Source organism: Sphingomonas sp. BAUL-RG-20F-R05-02, from assembly GCF_022662305.1.
Lineage (GTDB): Bacteria > Pseudomonadota > Alphaproteobacteria > Sphingomonadales > Sphingomonadaceae > Sphingomonas.
This window is the reverse complement of record NZ_JAKNQH010000001.1, coordinates 381,072-397,529: the sequence shown is the minus strand read 5'-3', so window position 1 is coordinate 397,529 and position 16,458 is coordinate 381,072. Positions and strand designations below refer to the sequence as shown.

Here is a 16,458-nt window from a genome sequence, read left to right as displayed (position 1 = left end):
TCCTTGTTTGCACCAACGTAAGACGCCCATCCGCCCGGCTCAACCCGTTACGGTCACTCTTTGCAGCTAGCTTTGCTGCGTGACAGCAAAGCGCGGCTTGTGCTCCGCCAGCAGCGCCGGCGGCAGTACCAGCAGGATCGGCGCTCCGGTATACAGCAACGCCGCCTCCACGGATCGACCAGGAAAGATCACGCCGAGCGCCTCGACATAGGCCGCCATCTGCCGGACATGGTAGGGCGGCACCTCCGCCAGCGACAGCGGCGCGCGTCGCCCGGTCTTGAAATCGACGATGGTGATCCGCTCCGGCGTGACGAGCAGACGGTCGACCGTGCCCGACACCACCACACCGTCCCCCACGACCGCCGCGATCGGCGCCTCCGACAGGGCATCGGGGCCGAACAAGGCGGCAAATGCCGGCTCGGCAAGGATCGTCAGCACCGTCGTCGCGATCTCGGCCCGCACCCCGGCGTCGGCGACACCGCCCCCACCCGCCAGCCACCGCTCGGCAGCATCTGCGCGGCCCTCCGGCGGCACCGCCGGCAACCGTTCGAACAGCGCATGGATCAGCCGCCCACGCTCGGCCGCATCGCGCATCGCGGGCGTCGGTGGCGGATCGGCCACCGCATCGTCGCCCAGCGACGATGGCGCGAGCGGACGCGGCGGCCGCGCTTCGATTGGCGCGGCCTGATACGCCCAATCCGGCACAGGTGCGTGGGGATCAGCCATCCCCACATTGCGCTCGCGCCGCTTGACCGGCTTCAGGTCACCGCAGCCGAGGTAATCGCGTGCGCCATCCTCTGCCGCCGCGATGCCGAGATCCGCCATCGCCTGCGCGGCGGCAGCGTACCAGCTTGCGGGCGGCGGCTCGCCCTTGGCGAGCGGACCGAGCGACCCGGCGATCACCAGCCGTTCCTCCGCGCGCGTTGCCGCGACGTAGAACAGCCGCCAATGCTCCTCCAGCTCGCGCTGCGCGGTCTGCTCGATCAGCTCGGCAAGCGGCCCCGCTTCCTCCTTGCGCGGGCGGAAGATCGGCAGTGCGGCGTCGATGTCGTCAACCGGCCATTTCAGCGTGTTGCGCGGCGATTTGGTGGGATCGACCGCCGCGTCCGCCAGGATCACCAGCGGTGCCTGCAGCCCCTTGGCGCCGTGAGCGGTCATCACCCGCACGGCGTCGAGCGGCGCGGACGGGTCGCGCTTGATCTCGACCTCGCCGCGATCGAACCAGTCGAGGAAACGTTGCAGTGACGGCGTGCCCTGCGTTTCGAACTGCAGCGCGGCGGTGAGCAGTTCCTCGATCGGATCACGCGCCTCCTGCCCCAGCCGCCGCAGCAGCGCCCGTCGCCCGCCAAGGTGCCCCGACAGGAGTTCCTCGAGAAACTGGTACGGCGTGGCGATGTCGGCCCGGTCGAGCATTGCCCGAAGGGGCCCGAGGTCATCCGGCCGTTCACGATCGAGATGCCGCCACAGGCTTTCGGACTCACGCGGCGCCGCCTCCAGCAACAGCTCCTGCGACCACCCGATCAGCGGCGAGACGAGCAGTGACGCCAGCGACAGATCGTCTTCCGGCTGCAACACGAAACGGATCGCGGCGAGCAAATCCCGCACGCTCAGCGGCGCGTTCAGCCGCAGCCGGTCGACGCCCGCCACCGGCACCCCTTCCGCATAGAGCCGCGCGACGATCAGCGAGGCAAGGTCGCCGCGCCGTTTCACCAGGATCATCACGTCCTGCGGCTCCAGCAGGCGGCCTTTGCTTTCCAGCATCAGCGTGCCGATCCAGCCCTTGATCGTGCGCGCGATCCGCTTGGCGAGTTCGCGGGTGGAATCGGCGATCCAACCTTCCTCATCCTCGTCGCTGCCACCCGCGACGACCAGCGGCCACAGTGTCACCGTGCCCGGCCCCGGCACCTCGCTCGCGTGGCGCTCCAGTTGCGCGACCGCGCCGAGGCCGGGTTCGGGCAGTCCCGCCATTGCGGCATCGACGAACTCCAGCACCGGTCGGGTCGAGCGGAACGATTGGGTCAGCGACAGCCGGTTCCACGCCCCCGCGAACGTCTCGCCACCGCGCCGGCGCGTTTCCTCCGCCGCCGCCCATGCGCCACGCGCAAGACGCCCAAAACGCTCCTCCGCCGCCCCGAAAAAGCGCGGATCGGTACCCTGAAAACCGAAGATCGCCTGCTTGAAGTCGCCCACCGTGAACAACGTGCGCACCGCGCCGCCATGCGCGCCCTCGCCCACGAAGAATTCGTCGGCGAGCGCGCCGATGATCGCCCATTGCTCCGGATTGGTGTCCTGCGCCTCGTCGATCAGGATGTGCGAGGTCTCGCGATCAAGCTTGAAGCGCACCCACTCGCCGATACCGGGCTGGCCGAGCAGGTCGATCGTCGCAGCGATGAGATCGTCGAAATCGACCGCCCCCAGCCGCCGCTTGGCGCGCGTATAGGCAGCGGCATAATCGCGTCCGACATCGAGCGCATCGGCGAGCAGGCCGGCATAAACGGCCCGATGCCGTAGGGACAGCAGAGCGGTCGCCGCCTCGCCGACCGCCTGCGCGAGTTCAGCATAGTCCGGATCGGCATCGAGCAGCTTCTTGGAATATTTGCGCGGCTCGCCTTTGGCGGTGAACGGCACGCCCACAAGGTCGATCAGCATGCGCGCCCGCATTTCCGCACTCGCCTCGACCCAACATTCGGCAACGTCGGCGTGGTTGCCGCCGGTCGCGGTCCCCCACGCCCGGTTGGCGGCGGCGAGGCGCGCGACGGCGTCGCAATCGAACGCATCGTCGCCGCACCCCGCGACGATCGCCGCCTCGACATCACCTGCCGGCAAATCGAGCTGCCGACGCACGAACGCCGCCACCCCTTCATACGTCCCCGGCAGCGCCGCCATCGCCTTGGGCGCACGCGCGCAGGCGATCAGGAACTTCTCCGCCTCGCCCTCGCCCAGCCGCACGCTGAGCGCACCGACCGCTTCGATCGGACGGGTCCGGCCCTGCCCATCCGCCTCGACCAGCAGTTCCGCCAAAGCCTCGCGCGCCAGCACCGCTTCCTCACGCGCTTCGATCGGCCGGAAGCCGGGCGTCAGTCCAGCTTCGACCGGAAAGGCCGCGAGCAGGCTCTGACAGAAGCCGTGGATCGTCTGGATGCGAATGCCGCCGCCCGGCGCATCCAGCACCTTGGCGAACAGCGTCCGTGCCCGCGCCCGCAGCTCCGGGGTTGGATCTTCGCCCAGCGCGATCAGGTCGCTGCCAAGCTGCGCCTCCGGCATCCGCACCCACGCCGCCAGTCGTGCGCCGATCCGCCCGGCCATCTCCGCCGCGCCCGCCTTGGTGAAGGTCAGACACAGGATCGCCGACGGATCGACGCCGCGCAACAGCAAGCGGTACACCCGCGCGGTCAGCACCTGCGTCTTCCCCGTGCCCGCCGACGCGGACAGCCAGACGTGCCCGTCCGGCGCACTCGCCCGTGCCTGATCGTCCTTCAACGGCGGCAGCGCGGAAAAGCTGCCGCTATCGCTCACGGCCATACCATTCGTCGCGGCGCATCAACTGGTCGTACTCGCTGTAAGGGGCGAACTCGGGGTGGAGCTTGGCGGTGAACGCCTCGCTGCCGGTCAGCCAGCGGCCGGCCACGCCCGCGAAATTCTCGGCGGCGATGGCGGTGAACTGTTCAGGAAGAATCTTATCGTTCTTGCCCGCCGGGTCGACCGGCGAGGTGACGTAGCCGAACTGATCGCTGCGTTTGCCGAGCGACCAATACTCAAAGCCGCGCGTAACCCCGCTAATGCCTTCAAAGCCGCCGCGTTCGGCGATCAGCCCGAGCAACCCCAGTTGCAGGCTGAACCCGGCGCGTACCGCGGCCGGCGAGGGCGGCGTGCCGGTCTTGTAATCAATTACGGCCAGCGTGCCGTCCGGCATCCGGTCGAGCCGGTCGAACGTGCCGTTCAGCGTCACGCCGGCAATGTCGATGCTGCCGCGCCGCTCCACCGCGATCACGCTGCGACCCGCCTCGCCCTGTTCGGCGATCGTAAGCGCGATCCAGTCGATCGCCTGCATAAGCCGCGGCTGCCACAAAGCGCGCATCATCGGGTGCGTGCGCTCGTCGTTGAGCATTGCGCGGGCGCGATCGTGCAGCTTGTCCGGGTGGCACGCATCCTCACGCGCCCATTCCTCCAGGATCGCGTGGACGGCGGTGCCGCGCCACGCCGCACTTGGGTCGGCATCGACCGGATCGAGCGCGCTCAGCCGCAGGATCGCACGCGCGTAGAAAGCATAGGGATCGGCCTTGAGGCGATCGACGTCGGTGACTGCGATCTTCTTGGGGCGCAGCAGCGCAGGCGGCACTGGCGCGGGCTGGTCGGCGGGTTCATGGATGGCCGGATCGTCGAGATCGCGCGTCCACCGTTCCAGCGGTAGTGCGCGGCCCCGCGCCCAAGTCTCGCCCGCCAAAGCCTGCAACCGCAGCCAGAAGCGCGAGGCGATCGCAGGCTGCGTTGCATCGCGCCGGGCGCGTGTTAGCAGTGCCCGCGGTGCACCGAGCGCTCCGGCCAGATCGTGCGCCGCCATGCCGATACCACGCTCCTGCCCCGGCAGCCCGAGCGCAACCCGGATGCGCGGCGCGAGCCACGGGTCAGGCGCGCTCTGCCCCGGCCATACACCTTCGTTGAGCCCGCCGAGGATCATCAGGTCGGCCGGCTGCAGCCGCGCCTCGATCAGGCCGTAGATCGCCAGACGCGGATGACCACCCTGCGGCGGCCTAACCGCGATCTCATCCATCAAGGTGCGCAGCAACGCCGCGAGCGAATCGGGGTCGACCAGCGCAGGCCCCTCAGCGGCGCGCACTTCGAGACCGGCGAGAAAGTCGGATGCTGCGCGCCCGGCCGGACCACTCCAGAGGAAGTCCCCGCACAGCGCCTGTGCCGTTTCGCGCAACGCCGCCACCAGAGCGGCGAGCGGCTGCTCCCCGCCCGCGAACACCCGCTCCATCGGCGCGAGCAGCGCACGCGCATGCGGCCACCATGCCGCCGCAGAAGCACGCCGTGCTACCTCGCGCCTGGGTGCATCAGCGAGGTGCGCGTCGATCCCGTCGAGTCCAGCCGCCGGACGCGGGCCACGCAACACCCGGTCGAGCTTGCGCGCGCCGTCAAGCCAAGGCCGCCGCCCCTCGCCGGCACACACCAAGGGATGTTTGAGCAAGGTCAACAACGCGAGCGGCGCGAAGCGTTGCGCGGCGGCATCGGCGAGCGCGAGCAGCAACGTACCCGACGGTAGGATCGATAGCGGCCGCCCGGCGCTATCGTCGATCTCGATCCCCCAACGCCCGCAATGCGCCGCCACCCGCCGCGCCAATGCCCGATCCGGCGTGACGAGCGCTGCGGTACGCTCGGGCGTTTCCAGCGCCTCCCGCAACGCCAGCGCGATCGCCTGCGCCTCCTCCGCCGGGGTGGCGAGTTCGGCGGCGGCGATCCCGGTGAGGCGGCGTTCGGCAGCGGGCAAATCCGTCCACTTGCCGGTGAAATCAGCGGGGGCGAGTGCGTTGGCGATGGCTGTGCCGCGCGCCGGCGTCGCGTCGAACTCGCTCGCGTCGCGCCAGCGCATCACCTCCGCGCGATTGAACCCCATCCGTTCGAGCAGCAGCTTGAGGTGAAACTGCGGATGCGTTTCGATCGAGCGCTTGCGTGTGCCGGTCCCCGGGTCGGGCGCGTGGGGGCCGAGCGCCTGCCACTCTTGGTCCTCCATACTGGTCGCAAGATCGGAGATGACCACCATTCCGCGCGGCATCGTCGCGACCCGCCGTAGCAGCATGGCCACCGCCGGCGCAGTGTCAGTGACACCGGCCGCGCACACGAAACCTGGGGGCGGCGTATCCTTCCAGCGCAGCGCGAGCCGACGGAGCAGCCGCGCGCGCCGATCCGCCAGATCGATACAGCCAAGCCGCGCCAGTTCGCCCGGCCAGCGGTCCAGCACGATCTCGAACAGGTCGAGCGCGCGCCGCCAGTGCGCCGAAAGTTCCTCGCCCAGGTCGATCTCGCGAAGCGCCCGTGGCGCCACCTCCTCCACCAGCAACTGATCAAGCGTGTGGGCGAGATCGCCAGCCAATCGCACCGCCTCGGCCGCGTCGACGGGCTGGCGGGTCCGTGCGCGCTCCTCGACAACGAGCCGCGCGAGGATTAGCCGGCGCTGCATCGGCGCGACTGCCGGCGGCACGGGATCAACGGCGTCGGCAGGGTCGAGCGCCGCGCCTACCGCCTCGTCCAGCGCGGGATCGCCGATCGCCACCATGCGCGGCAGCAGCAGCCCGCCGCCGCTCGCCCGTACGAACGCGTCAGTTACGGCACGCTTGGCGCGGTTGTTGGGCAGCAGCACCAAACCCCGCGCCAGCCCGAGCGGATCTGCCCCGAACTGCCGGATCAAGCCCGCCGCCAGCGCATCAGCGAACGCGCGGTGGGCCGGGATCGTATAGAGTTGCGGTTGGCCCCGCTCAGCCATCGGCAAGGATCGCCTCGGTCCTGCCGATCGCGGCGGGCGAGCCGACGTCGAACCATAATCCCTGGTGCACCATGCCAAAGGCACGTCCCGCTTCGATCGCGCGCTCCCAGAACAACCGGGTCGAGAACGGCCCCGCCGGCCAATCACGGATCACGCGCGGCGACAGGATCTGCACGCCGGTGAAGACGAACGGCGCAGGCTTGCCGGGGATCCGCCAGCCGGTGATCCGTCCGTCCGGTGCCAGGCGGAAGTCGCCCTGTCCGCTATGATTATGCGCACGCGCCAGCGGCACCATCAGCAGCAGCGCGTCCATCCGCTCGTCGTCCCACTGTCGCGCGAGCAAGCGGATCGCGTCGCTCGGCCCGTCGATCCAGAGATTGTCGCTGTTCGCCACCACGAACGGCTTGTCGCCGATCAGGTCGCGCGCCTGCACGAGGCCGCCACCGGTCTCCATCAACTCAGTGCGTTCGTCCGAAACGACGATATCGATCCCCTTCACCCGGTTGCGCAGATGCGCCTCCAGCGGGTCGGCGAGATAATGCACGTTGACGACCGCGCGCTTCACCCCTGCCGATCGTAGCCGGTCGAGCACATGGTCGATCAGCGGCTTGCCCGCCACCTCGACCAGCGGCTTGGGCCGCGTGGCGGTCAGTGGGCGCATGCGCTTGCCGAGCCCCGCCGCCATCACCATCGCCGTTTCAGGCACGATCGCGTCCGGCACCGGGCGCAGCGCGAGCGTCTTCTTCGCGGTCATGCCTGTGCGACCACCATCGGATCGCCGCGCAATTCAGGCGGGATATGCGCGTCGAACCAAGCTTTCACCGGCGCGAGATCGGGGTGCGCGAGATCGCGCTCGAGATACGCCCAAACGCGCGGGCACAGCGCAGGGTAGCGCGGCTTGCCGTCTCGCTTCCAAAGCCGCGTGAAGATGCCGATGATCTTCGCATTCCGCTGCGCGCCCAGCACGCGGTAGGCAGCGTCGAATGCCGCGTCGGCCCCCGTAGCCACGCGGTAGCGTTCCAGCATTTCTGTCTCGATCGCCTCCGGTACGTCCCGCCGCGCATCCTGAAGCAGCGACACGAGATCATAAGCCGGATGTCCGGCCAGTGCGTCCTGAAAATCGAGCAGGCCAAAGCCTTGCTCGGTCAGCATCAGATTCTCGGCATGGTAATCCCGCAGCACCATCACCGGCCGGCTGGCGCGGGCAAGGTCGAACACCGCGTCCCAGGCAGCCGTATAGCCGGCACGATCCGGCTCGATCCCAACGGCGGGACAATACCATTCGACCAACAGATCGGCTTCACGGTGCAGCACGGCACCATCGTACGGCGGTACGTCACCGGCATGGTGGCGATGCAGACCGACGAGGATGTCGACCGCCGCGCCGTACAGATCACGCTGCCGCTCCGGTTCTGCATCCGCGGTTTCGCACAGCCGTTCGTCACCAAAGTCCTCGATCAGCACCAGACCGTTGGCGAGATCGCGGCCGAGTATCGCAGGTGCGTGGAAGCCGCGCTCGGCCAACCAGCCGGCAATGGCAATGAATGGGCGCGGATCCTCGTGAGGCGGCGGCGCATCCATCAGCACTGCGCGGCGCGCGGGTTCGACGACACGAAAGTATCGCCGGAACGACGCATCACCGGCAAGCGGCAGGATCTCGGCGTCACCCCAGCCTAGCGCGCGCAGGAAGTCGCGCGCTTGCGGCGGCGGGATCATGTTGGATACAGGGGAAAGGGCCATCGCGCCTTCCATGCCGCCGGCACCTGCGCTGTCAAGCGGCGGCCGCCACCGGGGGCGAAATCCAGGGTGAGCGCCAGCGCATGCGGCCATGCGCCGGGCGCGCGGTCCGGCCATTCGACGATCAGCACCGAGTCCGCCAGCGCTTCGTCCAAGCCCAGTTCCGCGATCTCCTGCGGTTCTTCGATCCGATAGAGGTCGACGTGCAGCACCGGCATCCTGGTTTCAGGCGGTTCGTAAGGCTGCACGATCGCGAAGCTGGGCGACGGTGCCTCACCCTCCAGACCCAGTGCGGCGAGCAAACCGCGCGCGATGCTGGTCTTGCCCGCGCCAAGCGTTCCGGTCAGCGTGATGACGTCGCCCGGCTGCACCAATCCGGCAAGACGCGCGCCGAACGCGGCGCTCGCCGCTTCATCGGGCAACTCCATCCTCATCGGTTACGCGGCAGCAGCACGGTGATGGCTGTCCCCTCGCCCGGCTCCGACATAAGCTCGATCGTGCCGCCGTGCGTTTCGACGAACTGCTTGGCGAGCGGCAGGCCAAGGCCGAGCGCCCGCTCGCCATCGCGCGTCACCTCCGGTTGGGCAAAGCGATCGAACGCGCGAGCGACCGCCTGCCGGCTCATGCCAGCGCCATCGTCCGACACGACGATCCGGGCGCCGCTCGAATTGCCGTCGACGCGGAGCAGGATGCGTCCCCCCGTCGCCGTGCCTGCAACGGCATGACGGAGCAGATGCTCGATTACCTGCCGGATGCGTTTGCCGTCGCCACGCACGACGCCGGCGGACGGCATGACCTCGACCGCGAACTCCAACCCGCGCCTCTCGACCATCGACTGGATCGTCTGCGCGGCGCCGCGTGCGAGCGGCACCAGATTGACCTCGTCGCGCACCACCACGGGATCGGCGGTGTCGCTCTGCGTGAGATCCAGAACATCATCGATCAAGGCGCCGAGACGCTGCACCGAATCCATGATTGCCTCGACATAGGTCGTCGCGTCGTCGCCGAGCTTACCACCGTAACCCGCACTCAGCATTTCCGCGAACCCGCTGATTGACGTGAGCGGCGTACGCAATTCGTAGCTCATGTTGGCGACAAACGACGTCTTGACGCGATCCGCCGCTTCCAGCGCTTCGTTGCGATCGCGCAACGCAGTCTCGATACGGCGTCGATCCGTGGTGTCGAGCATCGTGAAAAGCCCGTTGCCGTCGGGCAGCGGCACGGCCGCGAACTCGAAATAGCGCCCATCGGCAAAACGCACCTGTCCGCCGCGCTGCTGCCGCTCGACCGTGGCGGCGCGAACCAATTCGCCGATCAGCGCCGCCCGATCCGGATTGGCGAGTTGCGAGGCCGCTACTTCCGCGAGCGCATCGACGCGCGGGTGCGTCGCGAGGAACGCCTCATCGAAATTCCACAAGGTCCGAAACTTGTTGTTCCACAGTTGCAGCTTGCCATCGGCGGCGAACACGCCGAGCGCCTCGAACAGGTTCTCGAACGTCGCCGCCCGCACCCGCAACAGGGTATCCATTCCGCTGGCAAGCTGGACCTGCTCGGTGCGGTCCTCGAAGATCAGCAGCAACCCTCCATCCGGCAGCGGCTGCGCGACGACGCGCAGATGAACGCCACCGGGCAGGTGCCATTGCTCCTCGATCGCGCCGCCGGTCGCAACGAACCAAGCACGCCGCTCGGCCTTCCAGCCGGGGAAGTCACGCACCTCCGGCAGCCGGTTCGCCTCGCGCATGCGTTCCAGCACGCGATCAAATTCCGGCGAGTCCGCCAGCCAGTCGCTACCGATCCCGAAAATCCGCTGGAATGGCTGATTGAAGAAGATCAGCGCCCGGTCCGACCCGAACTGCGCGACCCCGGCCGAAAGTCGGTCAAGCGTCGCGCGCTCGGTGTCCCCAAGCCGTTTGATCGTGGCGCGCGCCTGTTCGAGATCCTCGACGTCGACGGCAAAGCCGGCAACGCCGCCATCCGGCATCGGCACGTCGTACACGCGCAACATCCGCCGCTCGCCCTTGATCGTCGCGGGCATCGCCTTGACCTGCAACCGGCTGCTCTCCCGCGCGGCGATCGCCCCGGCGAGCGGGCCGCCGAGCCCCCCACTCTCGACCAGTTCCAGCCCCCGCACAACCGCGTCCTCGGGATCGGCGGCATCGACCGCGTCCGCGTAATGGCTGTTGACCATCGCCAGCCGCATGTCGCTCCCACGATACCACATCGGCATCGGCGCGGCCTGGATGAGGCCGGTCAGTACGTCGAACGCGCGGTGCGCGGCGGCAACCTCGTCGTTCAATCGCGCGATTTCTGACAGGCTGTCGGTTGCGTCGAACAACCACAGCACCACGCCGCCGGGCGCGCGAAGATCGCCCGCGGCTTTGGCCCCACGGATCAGCAGCGCACGGGCGGCACCTTGTGCCTGCACCGATCTGGTAAAGCCTCGGCCGGATTTTTGCGCGGCGGCGATGTCGTCGGCGAGGCCGCGCGCGTCGGCAGGGCCGAAACCCGCTGTGCCGTCCCCCGCCAGATCGGCGACGTAGCGCGGCGTTGTCGCCAGCCCGAGCCACTCGCCAAGCCGCTCCGACGCGTCGAGCCGCCCGTCCGCACGTACCACCACTACGAGCGCCGGCGAGGATTTCAGCAGGGCCGCCAGTCGGACGTTTTGGTCCAGCGCTTCCGCGGCATCGCGCCTCGCACGCAGACCGACGAAAAGCGCCCATGTGGTCGCGACGATCAGCGCGGCCAGCACCACGCCCGACAGCACCAGCTCAAGCGTCGATGTGCCGTTCATTGCAGGCCCCTGATCATCGGCACGTCGTCGCGGCTCCCTTGCTGATCGCAAGCCCTAGCGTGACGCCGGGCTAACGCAAACTACGGCAACGAAAAAGGGGCCGTAGATCGCTCCACGGCCCCTTCCGCTATCTCGCGAGCGCGAGATCAGTAGCGGTAATGGTCGGGCTTGAACGGGCCTTCGACCGGCACGCCGATGTAGTCGGCCTGCTTCTGCGAAAGCGTCGTCATCTTCACGCCGAGCTTTTCGAGGTGCAGTGCCGCCACCTTCTCGTCGAGATGCTTCGGCAGGACGTACACGTCGTTGCCGTAGTTCTCGGCCTTGGTGAACAGCTCGATCTGCGCCAGCGTCTGGTTGGTGAAGCTCGCCGACATCACGAACGACGGGTGGCCGGTCGCATTGCCGAGGTTGACGAGACGGCCCTTCGACAGGACGATGATCTGCTTGCCGTCTGGGAACTCGACCAGGTCGACCTGCGGCTTGACCTCGGTCCACTTGTAGTTCGACAGCGCGGAGATCTGGATCTCGCTGTCGAAGTGGCCGATGTTGCAGACGATCGCCATGTTCTTCATCGCCTTCATGTGATCGGCGGTGATGACGTCGGCGTTGCCGGTGGCGGTGACGAAGATGTCCGAGCGGGTGACCGCCTCTTCCATCGTCACGACCTCGAAGCCCTCCATTGCCGCCTGCAACGCGCAGATCGGGTCGATCTCGGTGACGAGGACGCGCGCGCCGCCGTTGCGGAGCGACTGGGCCGAACCCTTGCCGACGTCACCGAAGCCGGCGACGGTGGCGACCTTGCCAGCGAGCATCACGTCGGTGCCGCGACGGATCGCGTCGACCAGCGATTCCTTGCAACCGTACAGGTTGTCGAACTTCGACTTGGTAACGCTGTCGTTGACGTTGATCGCCGGGAACGGCAGCTCGCCCTTCTTCGAGATCGCGTACAGGCGGTGAACGCCGGTGGTGGTCTCTTCCGACACGCCCTTGATGTTCTTGACCGTCTCGGTGAGGTAACCCGGCTTCTTGGCGATGAACGCCTTGAGCGCGCGCTGCATCTCCACCTCTTCCTCGTTCTCGGGCTCCGGCATGGTGTGGCCGGCCTCGAGCTTGGCGCCCCACAGCGCGAACATCGTCGCGTCGCCGCCATCGTCGAGGATCATGTTGCAGGTCTGCCCGGTGCCATCGTCCCAATCGAAGATCGAGCCGACGTAATCCCAGTAATCCGCCAGGCTCTCGCCCTTGATCGCGAACACCGGCACGCCAGTCGCGGCAATCGCGGCGGCGGCATGGTCCTGCGTCGAGTAGATGTTGCAGGTCGCCCAACGGACATCGGCGCCGAGCGCGGTCAGCGTCTCGATCAGCACGGCGGTCTGGATCGTCATGTGCAGCGATCCGGTAATGCGCGCACCCTTCAGCGGAGCGGACGCGCCAAACTCGCTGCGCAGCGCCATGAGGCCCGGCATTTCGGTTTCGGCGATGTTGATTTCGGCGCGGCCATAATCGGCGAGGCTGATGTCGGCGACGACATAGTCGTTCTTGCGGTCGAGTACGGTGGCCACGTGGGAGTCTCCGAATAACGCGGTTGGATGCGCAGCCCCGTAGCGCGGGTTCGCTAGAGGATCAAACATAAAGATATCTTTATATCAGGATTTCGTGTGCAAAGGTCGTCGCTACGTCCCATCTCGCGGCGCTGTCCGCATCTACTAACGATTCGACGATCTACCCCGACGGCGGCGACAGACGCAGGTGGCTGCAATTTCCCCCATGTCGCCGAAATCCTGCGCAGCCATGTCGCGACCGCACGGCTCGCGCGAGGGCGAACTGCACCTCTCTGCGCAAGAAAGCGACGCAGCCGCCTAAGCCCTCCCGGTTTCGCTGCCGAGCATGCGCGGATCGATGCCGATGCGCTTGAAGCCGCTCTCCCAGCGCTTAGCCGGAGCGCTTCCGAACAGCAGGTCTGCATCGGCTGGTGCATTGAACCATCCGTGGCGCGTGAGTTCTCCCTCCAGTTGCCCCGCGCCCCAGCCGGCGTAGCCGAGCGCGACCAGCCAGCGGCTTGGCCCCTTGCCTTCGGCAATCGCGCGCAACACATCGATCGTACCCGACAGCGACCAGCGGCCGGCGACGTCGATCGTGTCCTGCCCCGCCCAATCCGAGCTATGCAGAACAAAGCCGCGCTGCGGCTCCACCGGACCACCGAAATGCACCGGCGCATCGGGTGCAAGACCGGGCTCGATCTCGAACTGCGCGAGCAGTTCGTGCAGGCCCAGATCGGCGATTAACGCCCCGGTGCCGATCCCGATCGCGCCATTCTCGTCATGTGCACACATCGCGATCGCCGCGCGTTCGAAGCGCGGATCGCCGATGCCGGGAAGCGCGAGCAATAGCTGCCCCGTGAGAAAAGCGGCCGATTCCATACTCGGATAATAGCCGCCGTTCCGTGCGCGTCACGCTTGAATTCGTTGTCCGATACGCCGACCTAATCGGTGCCCCATCCTCAATCGGAGAATTTCATGACGATCAGCGTCGGCGACCGCATCCCAAGCGTCACTCTCACCAAGGTCACCGCAGACGGCCCCGATCAGGTCAGCTCGGACACGTATTTCGCGGGCCGCAAGGTCGCGGTGTTTTCGGTACCCGGCGCCTACACGCCAACCTGCTCGGCTCGCCACCTGCCCGGCTATATCGACAAGGCAGCCGACCTGAAGGCGAAGGGGGTGGATGAGATCGCCTGCACTGCCGTCAACGATCCGTTCGTGCTCGCTGCGTGGAGCAAGGATGCGGGCGCGGACGGCATCACCATGCTTGCCGACGGCAGCGCAGATCTCGTCACCGCGCTTGGCCTGACCATGGATGCCGCGAAGTTCGGCATGGGCACGCGTGGTCAGCGCTTCTCGATGCTCGTCAACGACGGTGTGGTCGAACAGCTCAATGTCGAAGCGCCGGGCGAGTTCAAGGTTTCTGCTGCGGAATATCTGCTGAGCGAGATCTGATAAGCCGTTGCGGTCATGGAACGCTCTCGCCCGCAAGCCGTTTGTTTCGGTGAAGCAAGGAGGGCTGTTCCATGACCGACACTACCAGCGAAGCCACCAACGGATCCGCGGCCAAGACCGATTCGATCCTGCACTCAGCGACCACGAGCGCGCAGGAAGCCGCAAAGACAGCAACCGCCGCTGCTCAGGATGCGGCCAAGACCGTGACTGAAACCTCCTCGTCCTTATACGCTCAGGCGAAGGACGCGATCGGCCAGGCGGTCGAGACCACGATCGAAGCGGTGAAGGAACATCCTGTTGCCGCAGCAGCGATCGGCGCCGGCGTTGCCGCTACCGTCGCCGGTGCAGCGTTCGGCGTATCGAAGCTGCTCGAAGACGACGAGCCTGCGCAGGCCGGCAAGGCGAAGTCGAAAGCCTGAACCCATTGCCAGCACCGTTACGCTGCCTTGCCAGCGTAACGGTGCTGTTATAGCCCCGGTGGATGACGACAATCGCCACCCCCGCCGCCGCTATCGTTGCCGAACTCGATCGGCTCTACTCCGCATCAGTTGAACGGTTGCAGGCTGCGTTGACCGCCTATCTTGATGGCGGTGTCGTACCCGACCCTGCCAGCCGTCGCGACGGCAGCTTTGCATATCCTGAGATCCACGTCCGCTACAGCGGTGGCGCCACGACCGTCCCGCCACGGTCTTTTGGGCGGCTGGTATCGGCAGGCGAATACCGCATCAGCGTCACCAAACCAGCGATCTTCGCGGATTATCTGATCGAACAGCTGACGTTGCTGATTGAGGATTACGACGTCGAAGTCGTCGCCGTCGCGGGACGACAGGAGATCCCCTTCCCGTACGTGATCGACGCTGGTCATGCGCTTCGGCTCGATACTGTATCCACTGCGGAACTGTCCCGGCATTTTCCGGCCACCGAACTCGCCCATATCGGCGACGAGATTGCCGATGGCCTTTACACCATAGCCGATGATATTCGTCCGCTTGCGTTGTTCGACGGATTGCGCACCGACTTTTCCCTCGCACGGCTGCGGCACTACACTGGCACGCCGCCCGAGCATGTTCAGCGTTTTGTGCTGTTCACCAATTATCATCGTTATGTTGATGAATTCATCCGGTGGGCGTTCGATCAGCTTGGCGAAGGCTCGCGCTTTTCAGCGCTGTCGGGCGCAGGCGGGCGGATGCTGCATGTCGGCGACGACGTGGAGGCGTTCATGGCTGATACCAGCGCGTGGCGCCGGCACCAGATGCCGGCCTACCACCTCATGGCGGCGGACGGCACCGGCATCACCCTTGTCAACATCGGCGTCGGTCCCGCCAACGCGAAGACGATCTGCGACCACCTCGCCGTGCTACGCCCTGAGGCGTGGCTGATGATCGGCCATTGCGGCGGTCTTCGCCCTAGCCAGCGGATCGGCGACTATGTGCTCGCGCATGCATATTTACGCGACGACCACGTCCTTGACGACGTGCTGCCGCCGGAGATCCCAGTGCCGGCGATTGCCGAGGTGCAACTCGCAATGGCGCGCGCGGCCGAGACGATCTCCGGGCAATCGGGCGAAGAGCTTAAAAGGCGCCTGCGCACCGGCACCATCGTCACCACGGACGACCGAAACTGGGAGCTGCGTTACTCCAAGTCAGCGCTGCGCTTCTCACTGAGCCGCGCAGTCGGCATCGACATGGAATCGGCAACGATCGCTGCGCAGGGCTATCGATTTCGCGTGCCATACGGGACGCTTCTGTGCGTGTCGGACAAGCCGCTGCACGGCGAGTTGAAGTTGCCGGGGCAAGCCAACCGCTTCTACGAACGTGCCATCGCCGAGCATCTCAAGATCGGTATCGAGGCATGCGAGGAATTGCGGCGGGAAGGTGCGAAGCTTCACTCACGCAAACTGCGGGCCTTCAACGAACCGCCGTTCCGCTGATCGAACACGCAACCGCGAAGAGTTCCATGCGTTACGCCACCTCAACGATTAGGATCGCGTGATGGCTGACGAAGACACCTCCAAGTCCGATACCACCGCCAAGAACGCCGGTCGCAAGACCGTCGCCAGCAAATCGACTTCGACGAAAGCGGCTGCGCCGAAAGCCGCCGCCGCGAAGGCATCGGCCGCAAAGGCCGCAGCAGGCAAGCCCTTAACGCCGGCAAAGGCGCCGCCTGCGAAGAAGCCAGCAACGCCCGCCAAAAAGCCCGCAACCGCAGCCAAGCGCGCGACCAAGGCTAAAGCGAGCCCGCCCAAAAAGCCGGCGACGCGTTGGCCGGCGCTTGCCGGTGGCGCGGTTGCTGCCGTGGCGGCGGCGGGTGCCGCGGTATTCGCGTTGCGCAAACCGAAGTCCGTCGAAGCCATCGTCGGCAAGATCGAGGATGCGGTTGGTGCCGAGGGAGAGAAAAAGCCGGACGCGGTCGTCACCGGTACCAACGCGGCAACGTCGACCAACGTCTGA

General features: G+C 66.9%; 12 protein-coding genes. 4 read left to right on the top strand and 8 right to left on the bottom strand.

Annotated features, from left to right (window positions below; all coding sequences use genetic code 11):
* Window positions 1-66 precede the first annotated feature (66 nt).
* The 8 genes from addA to L8F97_RS01825 all read right to left on the bottom strand — a co-directional run bounded on the left by addA (window position 67) and on the right by L8F97_RS01825 (window position 13,432).
* On the bottom strand, window positions 67-3,522 hold the full coding sequence (addA, locus tag L8F97_RS01860) for a double-strand break repair helicase AddA (protein WP_242146293.1): 3,456 nt from the start codon (window positions 3,520-3,522) through the stop codon (window positions 67-69).
* Window positions 3,506-6,484: a double-strand break repair protein AddB gene (gene addB / locus L8F97_RS01855; RefSeq protein ID WP_242146292.1), complete on the bottom strand. Its 2,979-nt coding sequence runs from the start codon at window positions 6,482-6,484 to the stop codon at window positions 3,506-3,508. Before addB ends, addA begins: the two co-directional genes overlap by 17 nt.
* The gene (locus tag L8F97_RS01850) at window positions 6,477-7,238 is read right to left on the bottom strand and encodes a nucleotidyltransferase family protein (RefSeq protein WP_242146291.1); all 762 of its coding nucleotides are present in this window, start codon (window positions 7,236-7,238) and stop codon (window positions 6,477-6,479) included. Before L8F97_RS01850 ends, addB begins: the two co-directional genes overlap by 8 nt.
* A complete protein-coding gene (locus L8F97_RS01845) occupies window positions 7,235-8,200 on the bottom strand; it encodes an aminoglycoside phosphotransferase family protein (RefSeq protein ID WP_242147095.1) in 966 nt (321 codons plus the stop codon). Before L8F97_RS01845 ends, L8F97_RS01850 begins: the two co-directional genes overlap by 4 nt.
* Window positions 8,197-8,649, bottom strand: coding sequence for a tRNA (adenosine(37)-N6)-threonylcarbamoyltransferase complex ATPase subunit type 1 TsaE (gene tsaE, locus L8F97_RS01840; RefSeq protein ID WP_242147093.1), 453 nt, complete (start codon window positions 8,647-8,649; stop codon window positions 8,197-8,199). The genes L8F97_RS01845 and tsaE overlap by 4 nt, the downstream gene beginning before the upstream one ends.
* Window positions 8,650-8,651: 2 nt before the next feature.
* On the bottom strand, window positions 8,652-11,012 hold the full coding sequence (locus L8F97_RS01835) for a sensor histidine kinase (protein ID WP_242146290.1): 2,361 nt from the start codon (window positions 11,010-11,012) through the stop codon (window positions 8,652-8,654).
* Between the two features lie 146 nt (window positions 11,013-11,158).
* Window positions 11,159-12,574, bottom strand: a complete 1,416-nt coding sequence (gene ahcY / locus L8F97_RS01830) for an adenosylhomocysteinase (RefSeq protein WP_242146289.1) — start codon at window positions 12,572-12,574, stop codon at window positions 11,159-11,161.
* Window positions 12,575-12,871: 297 nt separating this feature from the next.
* Window positions 12,872-13,432 (bottom strand): YqgE/AlgH family protein, encoded by a 561-nt coding sequence (locus L8F97_RS01825; RefSeq protein ID WP_242146288.1) that lies wholly within the window; start codon window positions 13,430-13,432, stop codon window positions 12,872-12,874.
* 96 nt (window positions 13,433-13,528) lie between these two features.
* On the opposite strand from L8F97_RS01825, the gene L8F97_RS01820 reads away from it, so the two are divergent.
* The 4 genes from L8F97_RS01820 (at window position 13,529) to L8F97_RS01805 (ending at window position 16,458) form a co-directional block, all read left to right on the top strand.
* Window positions 13,529-14,008 carry a peroxiredoxin gene (locus L8F97_RS01820; protein ID WP_242146287.1) on the top strand — a complete coding sequence of 160 codons (480 nt, stop codon included), beginning with the start codon at window positions 13,529-13,531 and terminating at the stop codon, window positions 14,006-14,008.
* A gap of 71 nt (window positions 14,009-14,079) precedes the next feature.
* On the top strand, window positions 14,080-14,427 hold the full coding sequence (locus L8F97_RS01815; RefSeq protein ID WP_242146286.1) for a hypothetical protein: 348 nt from the start codon (window positions 14,080-14,082) through the stop codon (window positions 14,425-14,427).
* A 62-nt stretch (window positions 14,428-14,489) separates the two neighbouring features.
* Window positions 14,490-15,938 (top strand): AMP nucleosidase, encoded by a 1,449-nt coding sequence (locus L8F97_RS01810; protein ID WP_242146285.1) that lies wholly within the window; start codon window positions 14,490-14,492, stop codon window positions 15,936-15,938.
* Between the two features lie 61 nt (window positions 15,939-15,999).
* The gene (locus L8F97_RS01805) at window positions 16,000-16,458 is read left to right on the top strand and encodes a hypothetical protein (protein ID WP_242146284.1); all 459 of its coding nucleotides are present in this window, start codon (window positions 16,000-16,002) and stop codon (window positions 16,456-16,458) included.

What these genes read in the sequence shown, in the direction of transcription:
- addA (WP_242146293.1), bottom strand. Translation starts at nt 3,522, where the DNA reads ATGGCCGTGAGCGATAGCGGCAGCTTTTCCGCGCTGCCGCCGTTGAAG.
- addB (WP_242146292.1), bottom strand. Translation starts at nt 6,484, where the DNA reads ATGGCTGAGCGGGGCCAACCGCAACTCTATACGATCCCGGCCCACCGC.
- L8F97_RS01850 (WP_242146291.1), bottom strand. Translation starts at nt 7,238, where the DNA reads ATGACCGCGAAGAAGACGCTCGCGCTGCGCCCGGTGCCGGACGCGATC.
- L8F97_RS01845 (WP_242147095.1), bottom strand. Translation starts at nt 8,200, where the DNA reads ATGATCCCGCCGCCGCAAGCGCGCGACTTCCTGCGCGCGCTAGGCTGG.
- tsaE (WP_242147093.1), bottom strand. Translation starts at nt 8,649, where the DNA reads ATGGAGTTGCCCGATGAAGCGGCGAGCGCCGCGTTCGGCGCGCGTCTT.
- L8F97_RS01835 (WP_242146290.1), bottom strand. Translation starts at nt 11,012, where the DNA reads ATGAACGGCACATCGACGCTTGAGCTGGTGCTGTCGGGCGTGGTGCTG.
- L8F97_RS01825 (WP_242146288.1), bottom strand. Translation starts at nt 13,432, where the DNA reads ATGGAATCGGCCGCTTTTCTCACGGGGCAGCTATTGCTCGCGCTTCCC.
- L8F97_RS01820 (WP_242146287.1), top strand. Translation starts at nt 13,529, where the DNA reads ATGACGATCAGCGTCGGCGACCGCATCCCAAGCGTCACTCTCACCAAG.
- L8F97_RS01815 (WP_242146286.1), top strand. Translation starts at nt 14,080, where the DNA reads ATGACCGACACTACCAGCGAAGCCACCAACGGATCCGCGGCCAAGACC.
- L8F97_RS01810 (WP_242146285.1), top strand. Translation starts at nt 14,490, where the DNA reads ATGACGACAATCGCCACCCCCGCCGCCGCTATCGTTGCCGAACTCGAT.
- L8F97_RS01805 (WP_242146284.1), top strand. Translation starts at nt 16,000, where the DNA reads ATGGCTGACGAAGACACCTCCAAGTCCGATACCACCGCCAAGAACGCC.